This is a genomic window from Frankia sp. CeRuru1, assembly GCF_977966315.1.
Genome location: NZ_CDWWEW010000066.1, coordinates 1 through 16,872, shown reverse-complemented (window position 1 = coordinate 16,872; position 16,872 = coordinate 1). Strand labels below are relative to the sequence as shown.

At 70.1% G+C, this 16,872-nt stretch carries 14 protein-coding genes; 8 read left to right on the top strand and 6 right to left on the bottom strand.

The annotated features are described in order from the left end of the window. The first annotated feature begins 459 nt into the window (after positions 1-459). Positions 460-1,383: a beta-ketoacyl-ACP synthase III gene (locus AC08OP_RS07490; RefSeq protein WP_476613522.1), complete on the top strand. Its 924-nt coding sequence runs from the start codon at positions 460-462 to the stop codon at positions 1,381-1,383. 340 nt (positions 1,384-1,723) lie between these two features. On the opposite strand, the gene AC08OP_RS07485 is transcribed toward AC08OP_RS07490, so the two are convergent. From AC08OP_RS07485 to AC08OP_RS07475, 3 genes are all read right to left on the bottom strand, one after another. Further along, positions 1,724-1,930, bottom strand: coding sequence for a DNA-binding protein (locus AC08OP_RS07485; protein ID WP_476613521.1), 207 nt, complete (start codon positions 1,928-1,930; stop codon positions 1,724-1,726). Positions 1,931-2,485: 555 nt separating this feature from the next. Continuing rightward, on the bottom strand, positions 2,486-3,040 hold the full coding sequence (locus AC08OP_RS07480; protein WP_476613520.1) for a GNAT family N-acetyltransferase: 555 nt from the start codon (positions 3,038-3,040) through the stop codon (positions 2,486-2,488). Between the two features lie 4 nt (positions 3,041-3,044). Beyond that, the gene (locus tag AC08OP_RS07475) at positions 3,045-4,382 is read right to left on the bottom strand and encodes a helix-turn-helix domain-containing protein (protein WP_476613519.1); all 1,338 of its coding nucleotides are present in this window, start codon (positions 4,380-4,382) and stop codon (positions 3,045-3,047) included. Between the two features lie 106 nt (positions 4,383-4,488). On the opposite strand from AC08OP_RS07475, the gene AC08OP_RS07470 reads away from it, so the two are divergent. From AC08OP_RS07470 to AC08OP_RS07460, 3 genes are all read left to right on the top strand, one after another. Beyond that, entirely contained in the window at positions 4,489-5,241 is a 753-nt protein-coding gene (locus AC08OP_RS07470) for a hypothetical protein (RefSeq protein ID WP_476613518.1), read from the top strand. An 85-nt stretch (positions 5,242-5,326) separates the two neighbouring features. Continuing rightward, on the top strand, positions 5,327-6,256 hold the full coding sequence (locus AC08OP_RS07465) for an aminoglycoside phosphotransferase/kinase family protein (RefSeq protein WP_476613517.1): 930 nt from the start codon (positions 5,327-5,329) through the stop codon (positions 6,254-6,256). Further along, positions 6,238-6,867: a methyltransferase domain-containing protein gene (locus AC08OP_RS07460; RefSeq protein WP_476613516.1), complete on the top strand. Its 630-nt coding sequence runs from the start codon at positions 6,238-6,240 to the stop codon at positions 6,865-6,867. The genes AC08OP_RS07465 and AC08OP_RS07460 overlap by 19 nt, the downstream gene beginning before the upstream one ends. Positions 6,868-6,913: 46 nt before the next feature. On the opposite strand, the gene AC08OP_RS07455 is transcribed toward AC08OP_RS07460, so the two are convergent. Together AC08OP_RS07455 and AC08OP_RS07450 are read right to left on the bottom strand one after the other, a co-directional pair. Further along, positions 6,914-7,774 (bottom strand): prephenate dehydratase, encoded by an 861-nt coding sequence (locus AC08OP_RS07455; protein ID WP_476613515.1) that lies wholly within the window; start codon positions 7,772-7,774, stop codon positions 6,914-6,916. 111 nt (positions 7,775-7,885) lie between these two features. Then, entirely contained in the window at positions 7,886-9,613 is a 1,728-nt protein-coding gene (locus AC08OP_RS07450; RefSeq protein WP_476613514.1) for an acetate--CoA ligase family protein, read from the bottom strand. A 189-nt stretch (positions 9,614-9,802) separates the two neighbouring features. Between AC08OP_RS07450 and AC08OP_RS07445 the strand changes: the two genes are divergently transcribed. Continuing rightward, positions 9,803-11,932 (top strand): catalase, encoded by a 2,130-nt coding sequence (locus AC08OP_RS07445; protein ID WP_476613513.1) that lies wholly within the window; start codon positions 9,803-9,805, stop codon positions 11,930-11,932. Between the two features lie 110 nt (positions 11,933-12,042). On the opposite strand, the gene AC08OP_RS07440 is transcribed toward AC08OP_RS07445, so the two are convergent. Further along, positions 12,043-12,186, bottom strand: coding sequence for a winged helix-turn-helix transcriptional regulator (locus AC08OP_RS07440; protein WP_476613512.1), 144 nt, complete (start codon positions 12,184-12,186; stop codon positions 12,043-12,045). Positions 12,187-12,192: 6 nt separating this feature from the next. Here AC08OP_RS07440 and AC08OP_RS07435 point away from each other — a divergent pair, with 6 nt between their 5' ends. From AC08OP_RS07435 to AC08OP_RS07425, 3 genes are all read left to right on the top strand, one after another. After that, the gene (locus tag AC08OP_RS07435) at positions 12,193-12,417 is read left to right on the top strand and encodes a hypothetical protein (RefSeq protein ID WP_476613511.1); all 225 of its coding nucleotides are present in this window, start codon (positions 12,193-12,195) and stop codon (positions 12,415-12,417) included. Between the two features lie 81 nt (positions 12,418-12,498). Next, on the top strand, positions 12,499-16,194 hold the full coding sequence (locus AC08OP_RS07430) for a TM0106 family RecB-like putative nuclease (protein WP_476613510.1): 3,696 nt from the start codon (positions 12,499-12,501) through the stop codon (positions 16,192-16,194). Between the two features lie 181 nt (positions 16,195-16,375). Then, the coding region (locus tag AC08OP_RS07425) for a GAF domain-containing protein (RefSeq protein WP_476613509.1) at positions 16,376-16,872 on the top strand (497 nt) is incomplete at its 3' end.

Here is a 16,872-nt window from a genome sequence, read left to right as displayed (position 1 = left end):
GTCGGTCGGGAAGTGGAAGCGGCAGTTCCTGGAGGCCGGCCGCGCCGGTCTGGCCGCCGGCGGGGCGTCACGGCCGTCGTCGTGTGACGAAGCTCGCGCGGTCGCGGTCGACGAGCTCAAGACCGCGTCCGGCGAGGCTCATGTCGCTCCGTGGGCGTAGGAGAGGCCGCCGGAGGGGCGGCTGACCCCCGCCGGGATCTCGAGGTGAACCGCGACGACGACGCGCTGCCGACCTCAAGATTCTGCGAGCTGATCGGCATCCCGCGCCGGACCCAGGCCTGCGGCCCGCTCGGGAAGAGGCCGTGGCCGACGCCAGTCGTCGACCGCCCGGAGCCAAGATCTTGACGCGGCACACCCGGGCGCCCATCGAGCATGGCAGACTCCCGGCGGTACGGTTGACGTGTAATCATCTGACTACCCTCGCACAACTGCCCGGCAGATCAAGGAGATTCCAGACCGATGAGCTCTCGCGTGCTGGCGCTGGGCCACTACCAGCCGGCCAGGATGTTGACTAACGATGATCTGTCGAAGCGGGTCGACACCAACGACGAATGGATTCAAAGCCGGGTCGGCATCCGCACCCGCCATATCGCCGACGACGAGTCCGTGGCAGACATGGCCGCCCGAGCCGCCGAGAAGGCCCTCAGCTCCGCCGGCTTCACAGGCTCCGACATCGACCTCGTCATCGTCGCCACCTGCACCGCCCTCGGCCGCTCACCGAACACCGCGGCCCGGGTCGCAGCCCAGATCGGCTCCCCCTCCCCCGCAGCTCTCGACATCAACACCGCATGTTCCGGCTACCCGCACGCCATGGCAGTCGCTGACCAGGCCATCGCCGCCGGCTCCGCAACCAAGGCACTGGTCATCGGAGCAGAGAAGCTGTCCGACTTCACCGACTGGTCCGACCGCACCACCTGCGTGCTCATCGGCGACGGCGCCGGCGCCGCGGTGGTCGTGGCCTCGGAAAAACCGGAGATCAGCCCGGTCGTCTGGGGTTCGATACCCGACATGGGCCATGCAGTGGTCATCGAGGAGAAGTTCTCGCAGGAAGGCCAGGCGGTGTACCGCTGGGCCACGACCGCTCTGCCCGCGATCGCCCTGCGCGTCTGCGAGCAGGCCGGAATCAGACCGGAAGACCTGGGCGGCGTCGTCCTCCACCAGGCCAATCTGCGCATCATCGAACCGATCGCGCGAAAGATCGGCGCCGTCAACGCGATGATCGCACGCGACGTACAGGAATCAGGCAACACCTCGGCCGCCAGCATCCCGCTCGCCTTCTCCAAGCTGGTCGAAGGCGGAAAGATCGAGAAGGGCTCGCACGTGCTGCTGTTCGGATTCGGCGGCGGACTGTCATACGCAGGCCAAGTCGTCCGCTGCCCATGACAGCCGCGGCGGCGCGACGCCGCGCGGCTGGAGGGAGCGCGGGCCCGAGCGCCGGCATTCGCCCCCAACCGCGGCACGGCGGCACCCTCGGCAACCCGCGATGGCCGTCTTTGTCCCGGAGCGACACACCCCCACCCCGGACGATCAACCAGCCCATCCCGATCTACACCACGCAGTGGGACTCACCCAGCCGTTGGTCACTCGTCATCGACAGCGACCACTCGTCCACATGAGACGGCGTCCAGTGCCACGGGTACTCATTGCACTAACTTCGCGAGGTACACCGAAAGATGTGACCTAGATCACTTCCTTAAGCGCAGCGACTCGGTATGGCTGGGGCCTAGGGCTGCGGCTGGTTCTTGGCGGCTGCCGGTCGGTACTGCATGATCCATGTCTCGACGTCGGCGGGTTGCCAGAGACGGACCGTACCTTGATCGATATGAGGTGCGGGGAAGTCTGGGCGGTGAGAAAGCTGGCGGGCACGCTCGGCCGTGATGCCGAGGCGTCGTCCAATATCGCCCGTCGTCCACAGGTCGTTCTCGCCCATGGGCTACAGCCTATTGCGGCACCCCAAGCATCTCGCTACTCTTGGGGTGCCCCAATAGGCGGCCCTGGCGGTGAGCTCCTACCCTCTCCGCCAGGGCCTTGATCTCGCACCCTCCTGGAAGGGAACGTGACCTATGCCCATGATCTCAGATGGTGAGTCTCGGCTGCCGGACAGCATGCGTTCGGATCTTAGTGTGGTGCTGATGGCGCATCCGGCGAAACCTCCGGCAGTCGAGATGCCGCCGGTCATACCGGGTTTCCAGGTCCGTCGGCCGGTACTCGTGTTTCCGGGCGGCATGCGGGTCTGTGTCGACGCTATGAGCACGGATCGTGAGGCGGCTACCTGGTGGGCCGATCTGGCGGTACAGGCTACGTATGCGTCCATCTGGCACGGCAACCGACCGGAAGACGAGCGAGAGATCACAAAGAGCGAGTAACGCAAGACCCGCGACCGTGCGGCGGCCGGTGACCTCGCCTGGGGTTGCCGGCCGTTCGCCGTTTCCGGCCTTCAAGGCGGTAGAGAAAGTCTGCGACGACATACCCAGGGCCGGGCACGTCAGGGGCGGACATCCCGCGCTGACCACTCGTTGGCGAGGATCGAATACAAGATGCTGTCGCGCCATGCGTCGTTGGTGTGGACGTGGTCGCGGAGGCGTCCTTCCTTCGCGAAGCCGAGGTGTTGGACGACGGCGATGGATGCAGGGTTGTTTGGGCCGATCGCGGCGGTGATCCGGTGCAGGCCGAGGCCGGCGAACCCAAACCCGATGATGGTGCGGACGGCGTCGGTGGCGTGGCCGTGGCCCCAGTGGTCGGCGTGGATGGCGTAGCCGAGTTTTGCGGCTTGCACGCCGCTGAGGCCGAGGCGGGCGAAGCCGATCAGGGTCGCGTCGAGGTCGACGGCCATGTAGAACTCGGTGCGGGGCTGCTGGCGGGCACGGTCGAGTATGCCGGCGAGCATGGTGTCGGACTGTTCGAGACTCTTGGCGTCAAACGCTAGGTAGTCGGTGACGCGCCGATCGCCGACAAGGCCATGGACGGCCTTGCTGTCGTCCGCGGTGAACTCGCGGAGCGTGACGGCCGTACCGGCGAGCTGGAGGGGGTGGAGGGTCACCCGTCTACCGTGGCAGAGCGTTCGCGGGAGTGCGGGTGAAGGTCTCTATCTCCTCTTGGAGGCTACGGGCGGCCGGGTCGACACCGAGATCGGACGTGGCGATGGCGCGGTGAAGGCGCTGCACAGAGTGCACGATTCCGTTGATCCGTTGTTCGGGGATCAGACCGAGGACCGGCATGACGGCATCGGCGGCGCCGTCGAGGTCGCCGCGGGCGATGCGGGCGAACGCAAGGCCAGTGTGGCTGCCGGCCTGGTCACCGAACGCCCACTCGGGCCGGTTGGTGTCGCTGTAGGCGTCCACGGCCTGTGCGGAGTAGGTTTCGGCGCTGTCGGCTTCGGTGGGTAGCCAGTGCAGTGCGTCGGCGGCGTAGTAGGTCTGGCGGGCGTGGGAGAAGGTGCAGATGCCGCCGATCTCGTCGAGGTCGTCGGATGTGACCTCATCTGCGGCGCGTTCGGCCCGTTCGATCGCGGCGCGCGTCTGCTCGACGTTGCGGACTGCGGCCCATGCGCGTGCTTCGCTGAGGGGGAGCCAGACGGCGACGGTGCCGCCGCTGCAGGCGGCGAACGCGGATCCGGCTTGCGCGTAGCGAAGGGCTTCCCGCGGCCGGCCAGACCAATAGGCGATGAGGGATTGCAGTCCGCGCACCCATGCGCGTAGCCCGTCGTGGTCGGCCTGCTCGGCGCAGACGAAAGCGGTGCGCGCGTGGGTCATGGCCGCGTGGGGGACGCTGAGATCGTGGGCTGCCTTCCCGAGTAGTCCGCCGATCACGCCGCCGAGTAGGTAGAGCTGCTGGGCCTGGGCGGGTTTCTGCCGCCGTTCGAGGAGGCTGAACAGGTTGTCCTGTACCTCGGCGAGCGGTCCGAGGAGTTCGGAGAGCGGTTGTTTGGGATAGGCGACAGCGAGCGTCCGAACGTCGTCGTAGACCTGTTCGATGGTCTCTGCGGTCAGCGTCGCCTGATGGGTCAGAACGAACTGACGGGCGCGGTGGGCAGCCATGTTGACTATCTCCTTCTGGTGGCGGCGGTCAGCCTCGCGGTGTCCGTCGGGCTCGGCGCATGTCTCCTGGTTGTGCAGGCCGACCAGATCGCCCCCGGCGTTCAGGGCGTCGTCGATTGCGTGTATGAGGCGGGGTGACGGGGTCTTCGCGCCGGTCTCGACCTTCGAGATCAGGCCCTGGTCGACGTCGACGCGGGCGGCGAGTCGTTGTTGGGACAGGCCGGGGGCGGTCCGGCGGCGGCGTATCTCGGTGCCGAGCATCGCGGACATGACGCCATCGTGAACCCGCCTGCCCTGGTCGGGGGCCATGACCTCGGCGTGGGCATATGTACGGGGCACGGTCATACATTCCTCCGCCCTGCGATCCGGATCACGATTGCGGTAGCGGCTCCGGTCGGGCTGACGCAGGGTCCCCGGCCGGCGCCGAGGACCGACGGGAAGGGATGTGGAGATGGCCACGGCGTTGGATGAGTCGATCGAGGTGGAGATGGCGCAGCCGTTCACCCCCGCGTGGGAGCGTATCCCGGGGGTGTCGGTGGACGGCCCGATACTGCGGATCGACCCGGCGGAGTACTTCTTCAGGCGTAGCGACCGGCCGGTGTGGATGTTGGTGGACTGGGACCTGGTCACCGACAGGCTGTTGCCGCTGTCCGAGACGGACACGGCGGCGGTGGAACAGCAGGCGTTGGAGTTCGTCCGCGCGTTCGGTCAGCGCACCGATGATCCGGCGGCGGTTCTGCGGACGGCGGATCAGGTGTACGGCTACCTGTTCTCCCCGGCTGTCATGGACGATCCGGATCTTGACGTGAGCGCGCGGGACCTGCGGATTCTGCGGGAGTCGGCGACGTTGGCGGCGTTGAACCGGGTGGAGCTGTCCGGGGACATCTCCGACATCGGGCCAGCGTGGTTCTTCGCGGCGACGGCGCAGGTGGTGTTCGATCTGGATACCGCGGCGGCGGAGCGGATCGATGACCTGTACCACGGCGGGTTCTTCAACGAGTATCGGCGGGTCGCCTCCGTCCGGGCGCACACGGCGCTGGGCGGCCGGCTGGTGCACGGCTGCCAGTCGTCGCCGAACATGTCCGGTGGTGTGGTCGCGCCGTACGGGGTCGATCTGGCCCGGTTCCGCGCGGACCTGGGCACGATGAAGCGGGAGTGGATCGCGTCCATCCGCGCCCTGGCCGGTTCCGTCGCGACGGCCTGAGTCCCTGGGGCCGGCCGGTGACCGTATCCCGCCGTCACCGGCCGGCCTGTGCTCTCGTGGCGGGAAACGTCGTCGGAGATCGAGAATGGATGACACACCACAGTCCGCGCTGCTGGCCGGGCTGGTTGACCAGATCGGCCGGGGCATGCCCCTGTCCTGCACGCGGGTCCGGGTTTGGGGGATGTCCGGGGTGGAACGGGTCCGTTTCACCGACGGCCCTGGTCTGATCTTCAAGTGGGCACGGGAGCCGTTCACCGCGGAGGCGGACATTCTGCGGCACGTTCGCAGGCAGGGTGTGCGCGTGCCGGCGGTGGTCGCGAGCGTCGTCCGTGACGGCATGCTCGGCATGCTGCTCGAAGACCTCGGCTACGCCGATCGGGACGCGACCGGGGACTATGCGGTGCGGGCGGCCCTCGCGGTTCATGACGCGACCCCCCCCGACGCGCTGCGGCTGCCGGTGGTGGACGGGGCCGCGTTGACCGCGTTGCCCGGTCGGGCGCTGGCTCGGCTGGCGGAGCTACGGGCGGCGGGACGGTGGACCGCAAGCACCGACCTTGACCGGTCGTTGCGGGTGCTGGCGGCGCACGCCGATCGGCTCGCGGACGGGGCCGGCGTTGCCCCGTTCGGGCTGTGCCACAGTGAGTTTCACCCGACCAGCCTGCACGTGCGGGGGGACGGGTGGTGGCTGCTGGACTGGGCTCGCTGTTTCGTCGGCCCCCAGGTGCTCGACCTGGCTTCCTGGCAGGGCACCCAGCAACCGGCGGACCCGGCGAGCCTGCGGCGGCTGATCTGGGCGTACATCAGGGCCGGCGGGGCGGCGGAGACGTCCCGGCCTCGCGCGGGCCTGCCTGCGGAGGTGTGGGCGCTGGGCTGGCACCGGCTGTGGATCATCACATGGTATCTCGATCAGGCCACCGTGTGGATGCCAGACCCCGGGCGGGACGATTTCGTGGCGTCGGTGGTAAGCCGGCACCTTCACGAGGTGACGGCGTTGCTGTGGGCACCGTCGCTGTGAACGTCGGCGTGTGGGAACGTCACGCCCGTGCCCGGATCGCGGCCGGTGACCTCCTCCATCCCCCCGGCCCGCCGCGTTTCGCCTGGACACGTACCGGGGCCGGCGACCCCGGTGCCGCGCTCCTCGGGGATGTGTCCGGCAAGACGGTGGTGGAACTCGGATGCGGCACCGGCGATAACCTCGCGTACCTCGTCGATTACTGTGGCGCCCGCGGTGTCGGCGTCGACGCGGCGCCCTCCCAGATCCGGCGGGCGCGGGCACGCTGGCCGGCACTTGACCTTCGCCACGCCGATGCTCTGCGGTTCCTGTTCACCGAGACCGAGCCAATCCACGTGTGTTACAGCGTGTTCGGGGCCATCGGCCTGACACCCGCGACGCCCGTGCTGTGGATGATCCGACGCCGGCTCTCCACGCCTGGCCTGCTGGCCTTTTCCGTCCGCGCCGTAGATGAGGGCATGAAACGGCCTACCCGCTCGGGTACGCGCTGGTACCTCCACGCTCCGGAGAGCTGGAAGCGCCTACTACGCCGGGCTGGCTTCAGCGACATCGACATTCGTGCTGCCGACACCCACCTGACCCCGACTACGCTGATCGTCACCGCATGGGCGTAGGGGTCGGCACCCCTGTGCTGGGGGGGCGCGTTCCACCGGCGGCCGATCAGGCCCCGGAACCGGTGCTGATCCGTTCCCGGTACCGGCTCGCCCGGTAGACGCCGAGGATGCGGTGGTCGGCGTAGAAGGACAGCTCCTCGAAGGCGCGGGCGACGGCCGGCTCCTCCGGGCTGCCCTCGATGTCGGCGAGGAACTGGGTGGCGACGAAGCCCCCGCCCACCATGTAGCTCTCCAGCCGGGTCATGTTGACCCCGTTCGTGGCAAAGCCGCCGAGGGCCTTGTAGAGCGCGGCGGGCCGGTTGTGCACCTTGAAGAAGAACGTCGTGACGATCGGGCCGACACCGGCGGCCGCGCGCAGGTTCTCGCCGGACAGAATCAGGAACCGCGTCGTGTTGTGGTCCGCGTCCTCGAGATCGGCCTGGAGGATCTGCAGCCCGTACGCCTCGGCGGCGAGCCGGGAGGCGATCGCGGCCCTGGTCGGATCGCCGGCCTCGGCGATCTCCCGGGCGGCCCCGGCGGTGTCGGCGTGGGCGACCGCCGTCAGACCCAGCGTGCGCAGCGCCTCCCGGCACTGGGCCAGCGCCTGGGGATGGCTGTGCACCGTCTTCACCTCGTCGAGGGTCACCCCGGGCAGGCCGAGCAGCTGGTGACGGATCGGCAGGAAGTACTCGCCGATGATGTGCACCCCGGGGCGGGGGAGCAGATGGTGGATGTCGGCGACCCGACCCGCGGTGGAGTTCTCCACCGGGATCATCGCCAGGTCCACCTCACTCTCCTCCAGCGCGGAGAAGCACTCGTCGAAGGTCTGGTAAGGGACCGCGTCGTAGTCTGGATAGACGTCCCGGCAGGCGATGTGGGAGTTGGCTCCCCGCTCGCCCTGGAACGCGATCCTCTGTCGGGCGGTCATCCATGTCCTCGAATCCGCTGGATCGGGTACCGGCTGGGTCCGTACCGGTGCCGGTGTTGACTCCTCGACCGTACAGTTCCCGGGCGACAGTCCCCGTGCCCGAGAGCGGGCTCAACCGTCGGCGGCGAGCGTGCGCGGCAGCGTCCGTGGCTCCGTCTCGGGCGGGAGCAGGCGGATGGCCTGCCAGGCCTGCGTGAGCCCGGCCGCATCGTCGACTCCGAGTTGGACGGCGCCGACGTCGAGCCGGCTGCGGAACCGTTCGTCGGCGATTTTCAGCGCCACCGGCCACCCGAACGCCTCCGCCGCGGCGAGGGCCTCGGCCTGGTTGCCGACCCGCCGGCTCGGCCAGGCGCGCAGGCCGACCCCGGCCAGCAGGGTCGCGACGGCGGCATCGGGCAGCCACGCCCCGTCCTTCGGGTAGCGCTCGGCCTCGGCACGGGCGCGGTCCAGGCCGATGCCGGCCAGCACAGGGACGCTGCCCTGGTCCCGGGTCCGCCAGGCGGCATGATCGGCCGCGCGGGACAGCGCGAGCGCGGCCGACTCCGGCGAGGCGTAGGACGGCACCGACCCCGGGCCCGGGGTACCCGAGCCGTCCCGGACAGCCAGATGGGCAGGGATCCCATCCTGCCCGAGAAAGGAGGCGAGCACCGGCAGGCCGCTCTCGACGGCCACCGCGCGCACCGAGCTCGCCAGCCGGTCGACCTGCGCGTGCGGGGTGACCAGGGTGATGATCGCGTCGACGTCCCCGGAGGTCGCGACCGCGCGCAGCGCGGCGTCGAACCGGTCCGGATCGGCCAGCGGCCCGAGATCGACGGGGTTCGTGGCGTGCCGATGGCCGACCAGCGTGGCGAGGCCGGCGCAGGTCGACGCGGACAGCGCCGGCACGCCGAGCCCGTAGGTACGGCAGGCGTCGGCGGCGAGCGCCGCGAGCGCGCTGGAGGTCCCGACGATGCCGACCCGCCGGCCGGCCGGCAGCGGTTGGCAGGCCAGCAGTTGGGCCGTGTCGAACAGCTGGCTCAACGTGTCGACGCGGATCACTCCGGCGCTGCTGAACAGGGCGTCGATGTCGCTGTGGGCGGCCTCCCGCCCGCTCTTGAGTGCCACGACCGGCTTGTGCCGGCTGAGCTCGCGGGCGATCCGGGCGAACCGGCGTGGGTTGCCCAGGCTCTGCAGATGCAACATGACCACGCCGGTTCGTGGATCGGAGCGCCAGTACCGCAGCAGGTCGTTGCAGGAGACGTCCGAGCGGTCCCCGATCGAGACGAACGTGGAGATGCCCAGGGCGCGCCGGGAGGCGTCGGTGAGGAACGTGCCCGCGAGCGCCCCGGACTGGGTGAACAGGCCGACCCGGCCGGGCGGGGGGTCGCCGACCGCGAAGGTGGCGTGCAGCCGGACCGTCGGGACGGTGTTGATGACGCCCATCGCGTTCGGCCCGATCAGTCGCATGCCGCCGTCACGGGCGATCCGGATAACGTCCGCGAGCCGGGCCCGTCCCTCGTCACCACCGTCGGCGAAGCCGGCCGCGACCACAATGACGGCGCGTACCCCCTTCTCCGCGCAGGCCCGCATGACCTCGGCGACCCGTGGCGCCGGCACCGCGACGACCACGAGGTCGATCTCGACTGGGACGTCACACAGGTCCCGGTAGGCGTAGACGGATGCCACATGGGTTGCCGCGGCGTTGACCGGATAGACAGAGCCGGTGAACTCGCTGGTGAGCAGCCGGCGGAAGACCTCGTGACCGACCGAGCCCGGCTCGCGGCTTGCCCCCACCACGGCGACCGTGCGCGGGTGGAGCAGCCGGGCGATGCTGCGTGACTCCGCCAGGTTCTCCCGCAACGGATGCCTCCTCGCTGGTTCGTCGCCGGTTCCTCGCTGGTTCGTCGCTGGTTCGTCGCCGGTTCCCGTCGGCGGTGGGGAAGACCGCGACGCCGGCGCGACGCCGTCCGGAAGCGAGATTTACTCGTGTCGTCGCGGGTAGGTCCGGGTACGTCCGGACAGCATCAGGCAGTCAGCGAGGTGACCATCATGACCGATCCTGGGACGTCGCGCCTCCCGCGGGACGACGCGAAGCAGCAGCAGCTCGACGCCGTCCGAGTCGGCGACGACGGCGCCCGCATGACCACCGACCAGGGGATCGGTGTCGAACACACCGACGACTCGCTCGCGGCGGGGGAACGCGGTCCGACGCTGCTGGAGGACTTCCACTTCCGGGAGAAGCTCACCCGGTTCGATCACGAGCGCATCCCCGAGCGGGTCGTCCACGCCCGCGGTGCCGGTGCCTACGGGTACTTCGAGGCGTACGAGTCGCTCGCCGACGTGACCCGGGCGCACTTCCTGGGCGAGGCCGGCCGGCGTACCCCGGTGTTCGTACGGTTCTCGACCGTCGGCGGTTCCCGCGGTTCCGCGGACACGGTCCGGGACGTACGCGGATTTGCCGTCAGATTTTATACCGAGGAGGGTAACTTCGATCTCGTCGGTAACAACATGCCGGTGTTCTTCATTCAGGACGGTATCAAGTTCCCCGACTTCGTCCATGCGGTGAAGCCGGAGCCGCACAACGAGATCCCGCAGGCATCCTCCGCGCACAACACCCTGTGGGACTTCGTCAGCCTCGTCCCCGAGTCGATGCACATGATGATGTGGCTGATGTCGGACCGGGCACTGCCGCGCAGCTACCGGATGATGCAGGGCTTCGGCGTGCACACCTTCCGGTTCGTCGATGCCGCCGGGCAGGGGACCTTCGTCAAGTTCCACTGGCGGCCGAAGCTCGGCACGCACTCCCTGGTCTGGGACGAGACACAGAAGATCGCGGGCAAGGACCCCGACTTCAACCGGCGGGACCTGTGGGAGTCGATCGAGAACGGTACGTTCCCGGAGTGGGAACTCGGCGTGCAGCTCGTGCCGGAATCCGACGAGCACGCGTTTGACTTCGATCTTCTCGACGCGACGAAGATCATTCCTGAGGAGCGGGTGCCGGTGCGGCCGGTGGGACGGCTGGTGCTCAACCGCAACCCCGACAATTTCTTCGCCGAGACCGAGCAGGTGGCGTTCTGCGTACAGAACGTCGTCCCCGGCATCGACTTCACGAACGACCCGCTGCTGCAGGCCCGGCTGTTCTCCTACCTGGATACCCAACTGATCCGGCTCGGCGGCCCGAACTTCGCCCAACTGCCGGTCAACCGGCCGGTCGCGGCGGTGCACAACAACTCCCGCGACGGTTACGGGCAGCATCGCATTCAGCAGAGCCAGACGTCGTACTTCCCGAACTCGATCAGCGGCGGTTGCCCGGTGCTCTCCGATCCGGCGCACGGGGGGTACGTGCACTACGCCGAGCGGGTCGACGGGAACAAGATCCGTAAGCGGAGCGAGAGCTTCAAGGACTTCTACAGCCAGGCCACCCTGTTCTGGAACAGCATGTCCTCCTGGGAGCGGCGGCACATCGTCGACGCGTTTAGCTTCGAGCTCGGCAAGGTCGACTACACCCAGATCAAGGAGCGTGTCCTGGGACATCTCGCCCAGGTGGACCACGAACTCGCGGCTGGGGTCGCCGAGAACCTCGGGCTGCCGGTGCCACCGGAGAGCACCCCGAACCACGGACGGTCCTCACCCGCGCTGAGCCAGGCCGACCAGCCCAGCGGGGTGGCCACCCGCAGGATCGCGGTGCTCGCGGCGGACGGCGTGGACGAGGTGGCATTGCGTTCGGCCACCGCCGCGCTGCGCGAACAGGGCGCGATCCTGGAGGTTCTCGCGCCACACGGAGGCATGCTCGCCACGGTGTCCGGCGACGCGCTGCCGGTGGACCGAACGCTGGTGACCATGTCCTCGGTCCTCTACGACGCGGTGTTCGTCGCCCCGGGCGAGCGCGGTGTCACCGCACTGACACACAACGGCGAGGCCGTGCACTACGTCGGCGAGGCGTACAAGCACGCGAAGCCGATCGGCGCAGTCGGCGCAGGGGTGTCGTTGCTCGAGATCGCCTCCTTGCCGGGCGCGCGGGTCGCCGACCAGGGTGACGTGGTGGTGTCCGACCGGGGTGTCGTGACGGTCCGCGACTTTGCGGGGCCGTCCGTGCTCGACGACTTCGGTTCCGCGTTCACCACGGCCGTGGCCGCCCACCGGCACTTCGACCGCGCGCTGGAGGCCGTCGCCGCGTAGGGCCGGGCGCCGCGTTGCCGCGTTGTTGCCGATGGTGCCGTCGTGCCGTCGTGCCAGATCGTGACGGTCAAGGCCCGTCAGGTCTTCGAGGAGGCCGGGTTCGCGCGTGATCATGGCGGTCCGCCGGCGTCGTACCGGCGGCGGGCGGCGTGGACCTGGTCGAGGTGCGAATCCGCCCACGTCACCAGCGTCTGGAAGACGGGCGAGAGGCTGCGACCCAGATCTGTCGGCTCGTACTCGACCCGTGGCGGCATCTCGGCGTGATACGTGCGCGAGACCAGGCCGTCTCGCTCCAACTGTCGCAGGTGACCGAGTACCGGGTCGTGGACAGGGTCTGCCCGTGCTGCACGGCGACGACCGCTGCCTCCAGCCCGGCGGGAGTGACCGGCCGGGTCGGCTACGGGCCGGGTCTGCTCGCGCGGGCGGCGTGGCCGGCCGCGTTCAGTCCTTCGGGGCACGCCCGGCCGGGTTGGTCCGGACCGTGAACCCGGATCGGGAGAGGATCGGCACGGGACCGAACGGGATGGCCCGGATGGAAACGGGATGGCCCAGATGGGGATGGTGTCGTGCACAGGTTCGAGGACCGCTGGGTGGTTTCCGCCAGTGATCTTGTCGATGTCGTCGAGTGTGGGCATCGCGTCGGGCTTGCGCACGCGCTCGCCGCCGGGCTGGTGACTGGGGAGACATCGGATGACGGGCCGCGCCGGATCGACCGGGTGCGCCTGACCCCCGCGGACACCACTGCCGTGCGGCACGGCGAGGCGCACGAACGACGCTGGCTGGAGCATCTGCGCCGGTGTTTCGGCGCGGACGGGGTCGTGGCGATCGAGCGGCCCGCCCCCACGCTCGCCGCCCTGGCCCGGGCCCACGAGCGGACCCGCCAGGCGTTGGCCGCCGGGGTTCCCGTCGTCTACCAGGGGGCGCTGTTCGACGGCGCGTTCCAGGGGCGCCCCGACTTCCTCATCGCGGCGCATCTCGATCCGATCACCGGCGCGTCGACCGGGCCCGCGGTCGCGGGCCGCTACGAGCCCTACGACGCCAAGCTCGCCCGGCACGCCAGTCCGGGAGCCGTGCTGCAGCTCGCCGCCTACGCGGCGGCCTTACCGTCGGTGGGCGTACCCGTTCCGCGGTTCATGCATCTGTTGCATCCCGCGCAGCGGGCCACCGCTCCCGCGCCCGGGGTTGTGCGCAGGTTCCGGGTCGACGATGTCGTGCCGATGGTCGGGCACGCGCGAAGCCGTCTCGCCGATCGGCTGGCGGTCGCCCCCGTGGTTCCCGAACCATCCTGGGCCGAGCCCCGGTCGGCCTGCGCCACCTGCGCGTTCAGCGCGCACTGCACGCGCGGCCGGGCGGAGGCCCGCGACCTGTCGCTGGTCGCCGGGCTGCGCGGCGACCAGCGACGGGTGCTGCGCGCGGCTGGCATCACCGCGGTGGAGGAGCTCGCCGCGGCCCGCGACGACCAGCGGCCCGCGACGATGTCCCCGGCGACATTCGCGGGACTGCGTCTTCAGGCGGAACTGCAGGCCGCGCAGGATGCGACGCGGACCGCGGACGACCCGGTCGGGACGGTGACCGTCCGGATGACCGGCCCGGAGGGGCTCGCGGCCCTTCCGGCGCCCGATCCCGGTGACATCTACTTCGATATGGAGGGCGATCCGTACGCGCTGGACGCCGCCGGTCTGGAGTACCTGTTCGGCGCGGTCACCCTCGCGGACGGCGAGGTCTTCCGGGCGTTCTGGGCGCATGATCGGGCGGGGGAGCGGCAGGCGTTCGAGCGTTTCGTCGACTGGGCGACGGAGCGGTTGCGCGCGCACCCCGGCGCGCACATCTACCATTACGCGCCCTACGAGCCGAACGCGTTGCGCCGGCTGGCCGCGCGACACGGCACGCGGGAACGGCAGGTCGACGATCTGCTCGCTGGGCACCGGCTGGTGGATCTCTACGCCGTGGTCCGGCGCAGCCTGCGGATCTCCCAGCCGTCCTACTCGATCAAATACCTCGAACCGCTGTTCCTGCCCGGTGCCCGGCAGGCCGAGGTGAAGAACGCCATCGACAGCATCGTGGCGTACGAGAGCTTCCTGGCACACCGCGCCGCCGGGGAGCTCGCCGCGGCCGACCGCGTCCTCGCTCAGATCGCCGACTACAACCGGATCGACTGCGTGTCGACCCACCGACTGCACCGCTGGCTGCTGGGCCTGCGGGAGGCCGACGGCGGCACGCCGCGGATCGACCTCGCCGCCCCGACCTCCACAGCCTCCGGCACCGACCCGGTAGACCCCGCCGACGCCGACGCCGCCGACGACGCGCTCGTCGACACCCTCGTCGCGGGTCTTCCCGACGACCCGGCTGACTGGACGGACGACGAGCGGGCGCGCGCCCTGCTCGCCGCGGCCGTCGGATACCACCGGCGTGAGAACAAGCCCGCCTGGTGGTCGTACTTCGCGGCGCTGACCGCCGATCGCGCCACGCTGGAATCGGCTGACGACTGCGCGGTCCCGGTGAGCTGGACCGTTGTCGAGGACTGGGTCGAACCGGCCGGGCGACGGCGGCGGAGTCGTCGACTGCTGCAGGCCCGCGTCGATGCGGACCGTCCGCATCCCTTCGACCGCGGCGAGGCGGTGCGGCTGCTCTACCCGGGACCGCCCGGGGCCGAGGGCGTTACCACCGACGCGGTCGTCGAGCGGGCCGAGCCGCACACGCTGCTGCTGCGGGAGAGCGTCGCCCCCGACGACGTGGCCCGCAGGCCGCCCCTCGCCGTGCTGCCCGGATCGCCGGTGCGTCCGGAACCCAAGCCGGCGGCGATCCGCGACCTCGCCCGCCGGACCGCCGACGCCCTGCCGGACCTGCCTGCGGACCCCGCGTTGGACCTGCTGCGCCGTCGCCCCCCGCGGCTGATCGGCCGGGGCGACCTGCCGGCGCCCGGCGAGCACGACGGAGACCAGATCGCCGCCGTGCTCGCCGCGGTGAGCGCGCTCGACGGCTCCTACCTGGCCGTGCAGGGGCCGCCTGGGGCGGGCAAGACCTACCTCGCCGGCAGGCTCATCCGCCATCTCGTCGAGCAGGGGCGCACGGTCGGGGTCTGCTCGACCAGTCACAAGGCGATCGAGAACGCGATGCTCGCCGCGACCGGCCAGCCGCCGGCGGACCCGAATCCCGCGGACGCCCAAGCCGCGGATACCGGGGCCGCCGACGCCCGGGCCGCGGACGCCGTGCCCGCCTGGCGCCCCGCGGTGCCCGCCGCGAAGAAACAGCGGTCCGGGGCGAAGCCGGCTCAGGCGGCTCCGGGCGTGTTCCCGCCCTGGGACGGTCCGCGGGATCTGCGGGCACTTGCGGCGTGGCGCCGGGAGCACCCCGAGGGCCACCTGGTCGGGGACACCGCCTGGGCGTTCGCGAACCCGGTGCTGCGTGGTGACCCCTTCGACGTTCTGATCATTGACGAGGCGGGGCAGTTCGCGCTCGCAGATACCCTCGCGGTGGCCGGCGCGGCCCGCAACCTCGTGCTCCTCGGCGATCCGCAGCAACTGCCGCAGGTGGTGGCCGGCATCCATCCGGACGGCGCGGACGCCTCGGCGCTGTCGCATCTGCTCGGCGACGCCGAGGTGATCCCGCCCGAGTTCGGCTACTTCCTCGATCGGACCCGCCGGCTGCACCCGGCCGTATGCGCGCCGGTGTCGGCGCTGGCGTACCGGGGGCTGCTGCACGCGCATCCGGTGGCCGGGACGCGCGCCGTGGCGGGTGTACCGGCCGGGCTGTACCTGCACGACGTCGAGCATCACGACAACGGCACCCGGTCGGACGAGGAGGTTGCTGTGATCCGTGACATCGTTCGCCACCTGCTCGGTCGTACCCTCGTCGACGGCGGGCCCCCGCGCCCGCTCCTCGGCAGCGACCTGCTGGTCGTCGCCCCCTACAACCGGCAGGTGCGGGCGGTCGAGCACGCGCTGGGCAAGGCGGGCCTGCCCGGGGTGCGGGTCGGGACGGTGGACCGTTTCCAGGGCCAGGAGGCAGCCGTCGTCATCACCTCGCTCACCACGTCCAGCTCGGCCCAGGCGCCGCGGGGGCTGGACTTCCTGCTCTCCCGCAACCGGCTCAACGTCGCGATCTCCCGGGCACAGGTGGCGGCGGCGCTGGTCATGTCACCGGCGCTGCTCGACAGCTCTCCCCGTTCGGTCGCCGAACTTCAGCTCCTCGCCGGGTTAGCCCGGCTGCGTGCCATGGCCCGAACGGACCCGCTCACCGTGCGCTCCCCGATACATTCCTGACACTTTCCTGGTACGTTGCCGGAACCTGATGGGTGGTAGCGATGAAGCCACGGAGTCCACTACGCGCCCGCGGCCCCCAACTCTCATGCAGATATGTAAAGTCCGTTTCGTCGGTATTTGTTTGTGCTTATTGTAAAGACGGTGCTAGGATTCGCGACGTCTGGGCAGGTTGGGGAAGGGGATGCTCATGACTCTTACACTGGCTATTCCTAGCCGTATGCAAACTGTTCTGCCTCGGGCGCTCGCGCGCCTGCGGGCCTCATCGGGTGCACACATTACTTTCGGGGGAATGGTCGCACTCCATTCCCGCACCCTGACCATCACCAACGTGGACGGGCCGGGGCCGGCCGGGCTGATCGGTGTCGAGATCCCAGCCGGGATGGGAATCGGCGGTCAGGTCGTCAAGCATTGCCGGCCGGTCGTCATCAATGATCGAGCTGCCGCGCGAAGAGCGCTGCGATCCACCGCCGCGGAGATCGACGACACCGGTCTCGGTGCGATCATGGCGGTGCCAGTATGCGAGGACGGCGCGGTGGCCGCGGTACTGTATGCCGCTCTCGAACCGGATCTGTCATTCGATGAGTCGGCTATTCACGCAGCTATGGCGGTGGCCCGGTTGATGGAACGCGAACTCGGTCTCGTCAGTGGGGGGCCGCGGTCGAGGGTGCCGTCCGTACC

Coding starts and splice junctions, on each gene's coding strand:
- AC08OP_RS07475 (WP_476613519.1), bottom strand. CDS start 4,382: ATGACCGTGCCCCGTACATATGCCCACGCCGAGGTCATGGCCCCCGAC.
- AC08OP_RS07490 (WP_476613522.1), top strand. CDS start 460: ATGAGCTCTCGCGTGCTGGCGCTGGGCCACTACCAGCCGGCCAGGATG.
- AC08OP_RS07455 (WP_476613515.1), bottom strand. CDS start 7,774: ATGACCGCCCGACAGAGGATCGCGTTCCAGGGCGAGCGGGGAGCCAAC.
- AC08OP_RS07470 (WP_476613518.1), top strand. CDS start 4,489: ATGGCCACGGCGTTGGATGAGTCGATCGAGGTGGAGATGGCGCAGCCG.
- AC08OP_RS07465 (WP_476613517.1), top strand. CDS start 5,327: ATGGATGACACACCACAGTCCGCGCTGCTGGCCGGGCTGGTTGACCAG.
- AC08OP_RS07485 (WP_476613521.1), bottom strand. CDS start 1,930: ATGGGCGAGAACGACCTGTGGACGACGGGCGATATTGGACGACGCCTC.
- AC08OP_RS07445 (WP_476613513.1), top strand. CDS start 9,803: ATGACCGATCCTGGGACGTCGCGCCTCCCGCGGGACGACGCGAAGCAG.
- AC08OP_RS07440 (WP_476613512.1), bottom strand. CDS start 12,186: ATGCCGCCACGGGTCGAGTACGAGCCGACAGATCTGGGTCGCAGCCTC.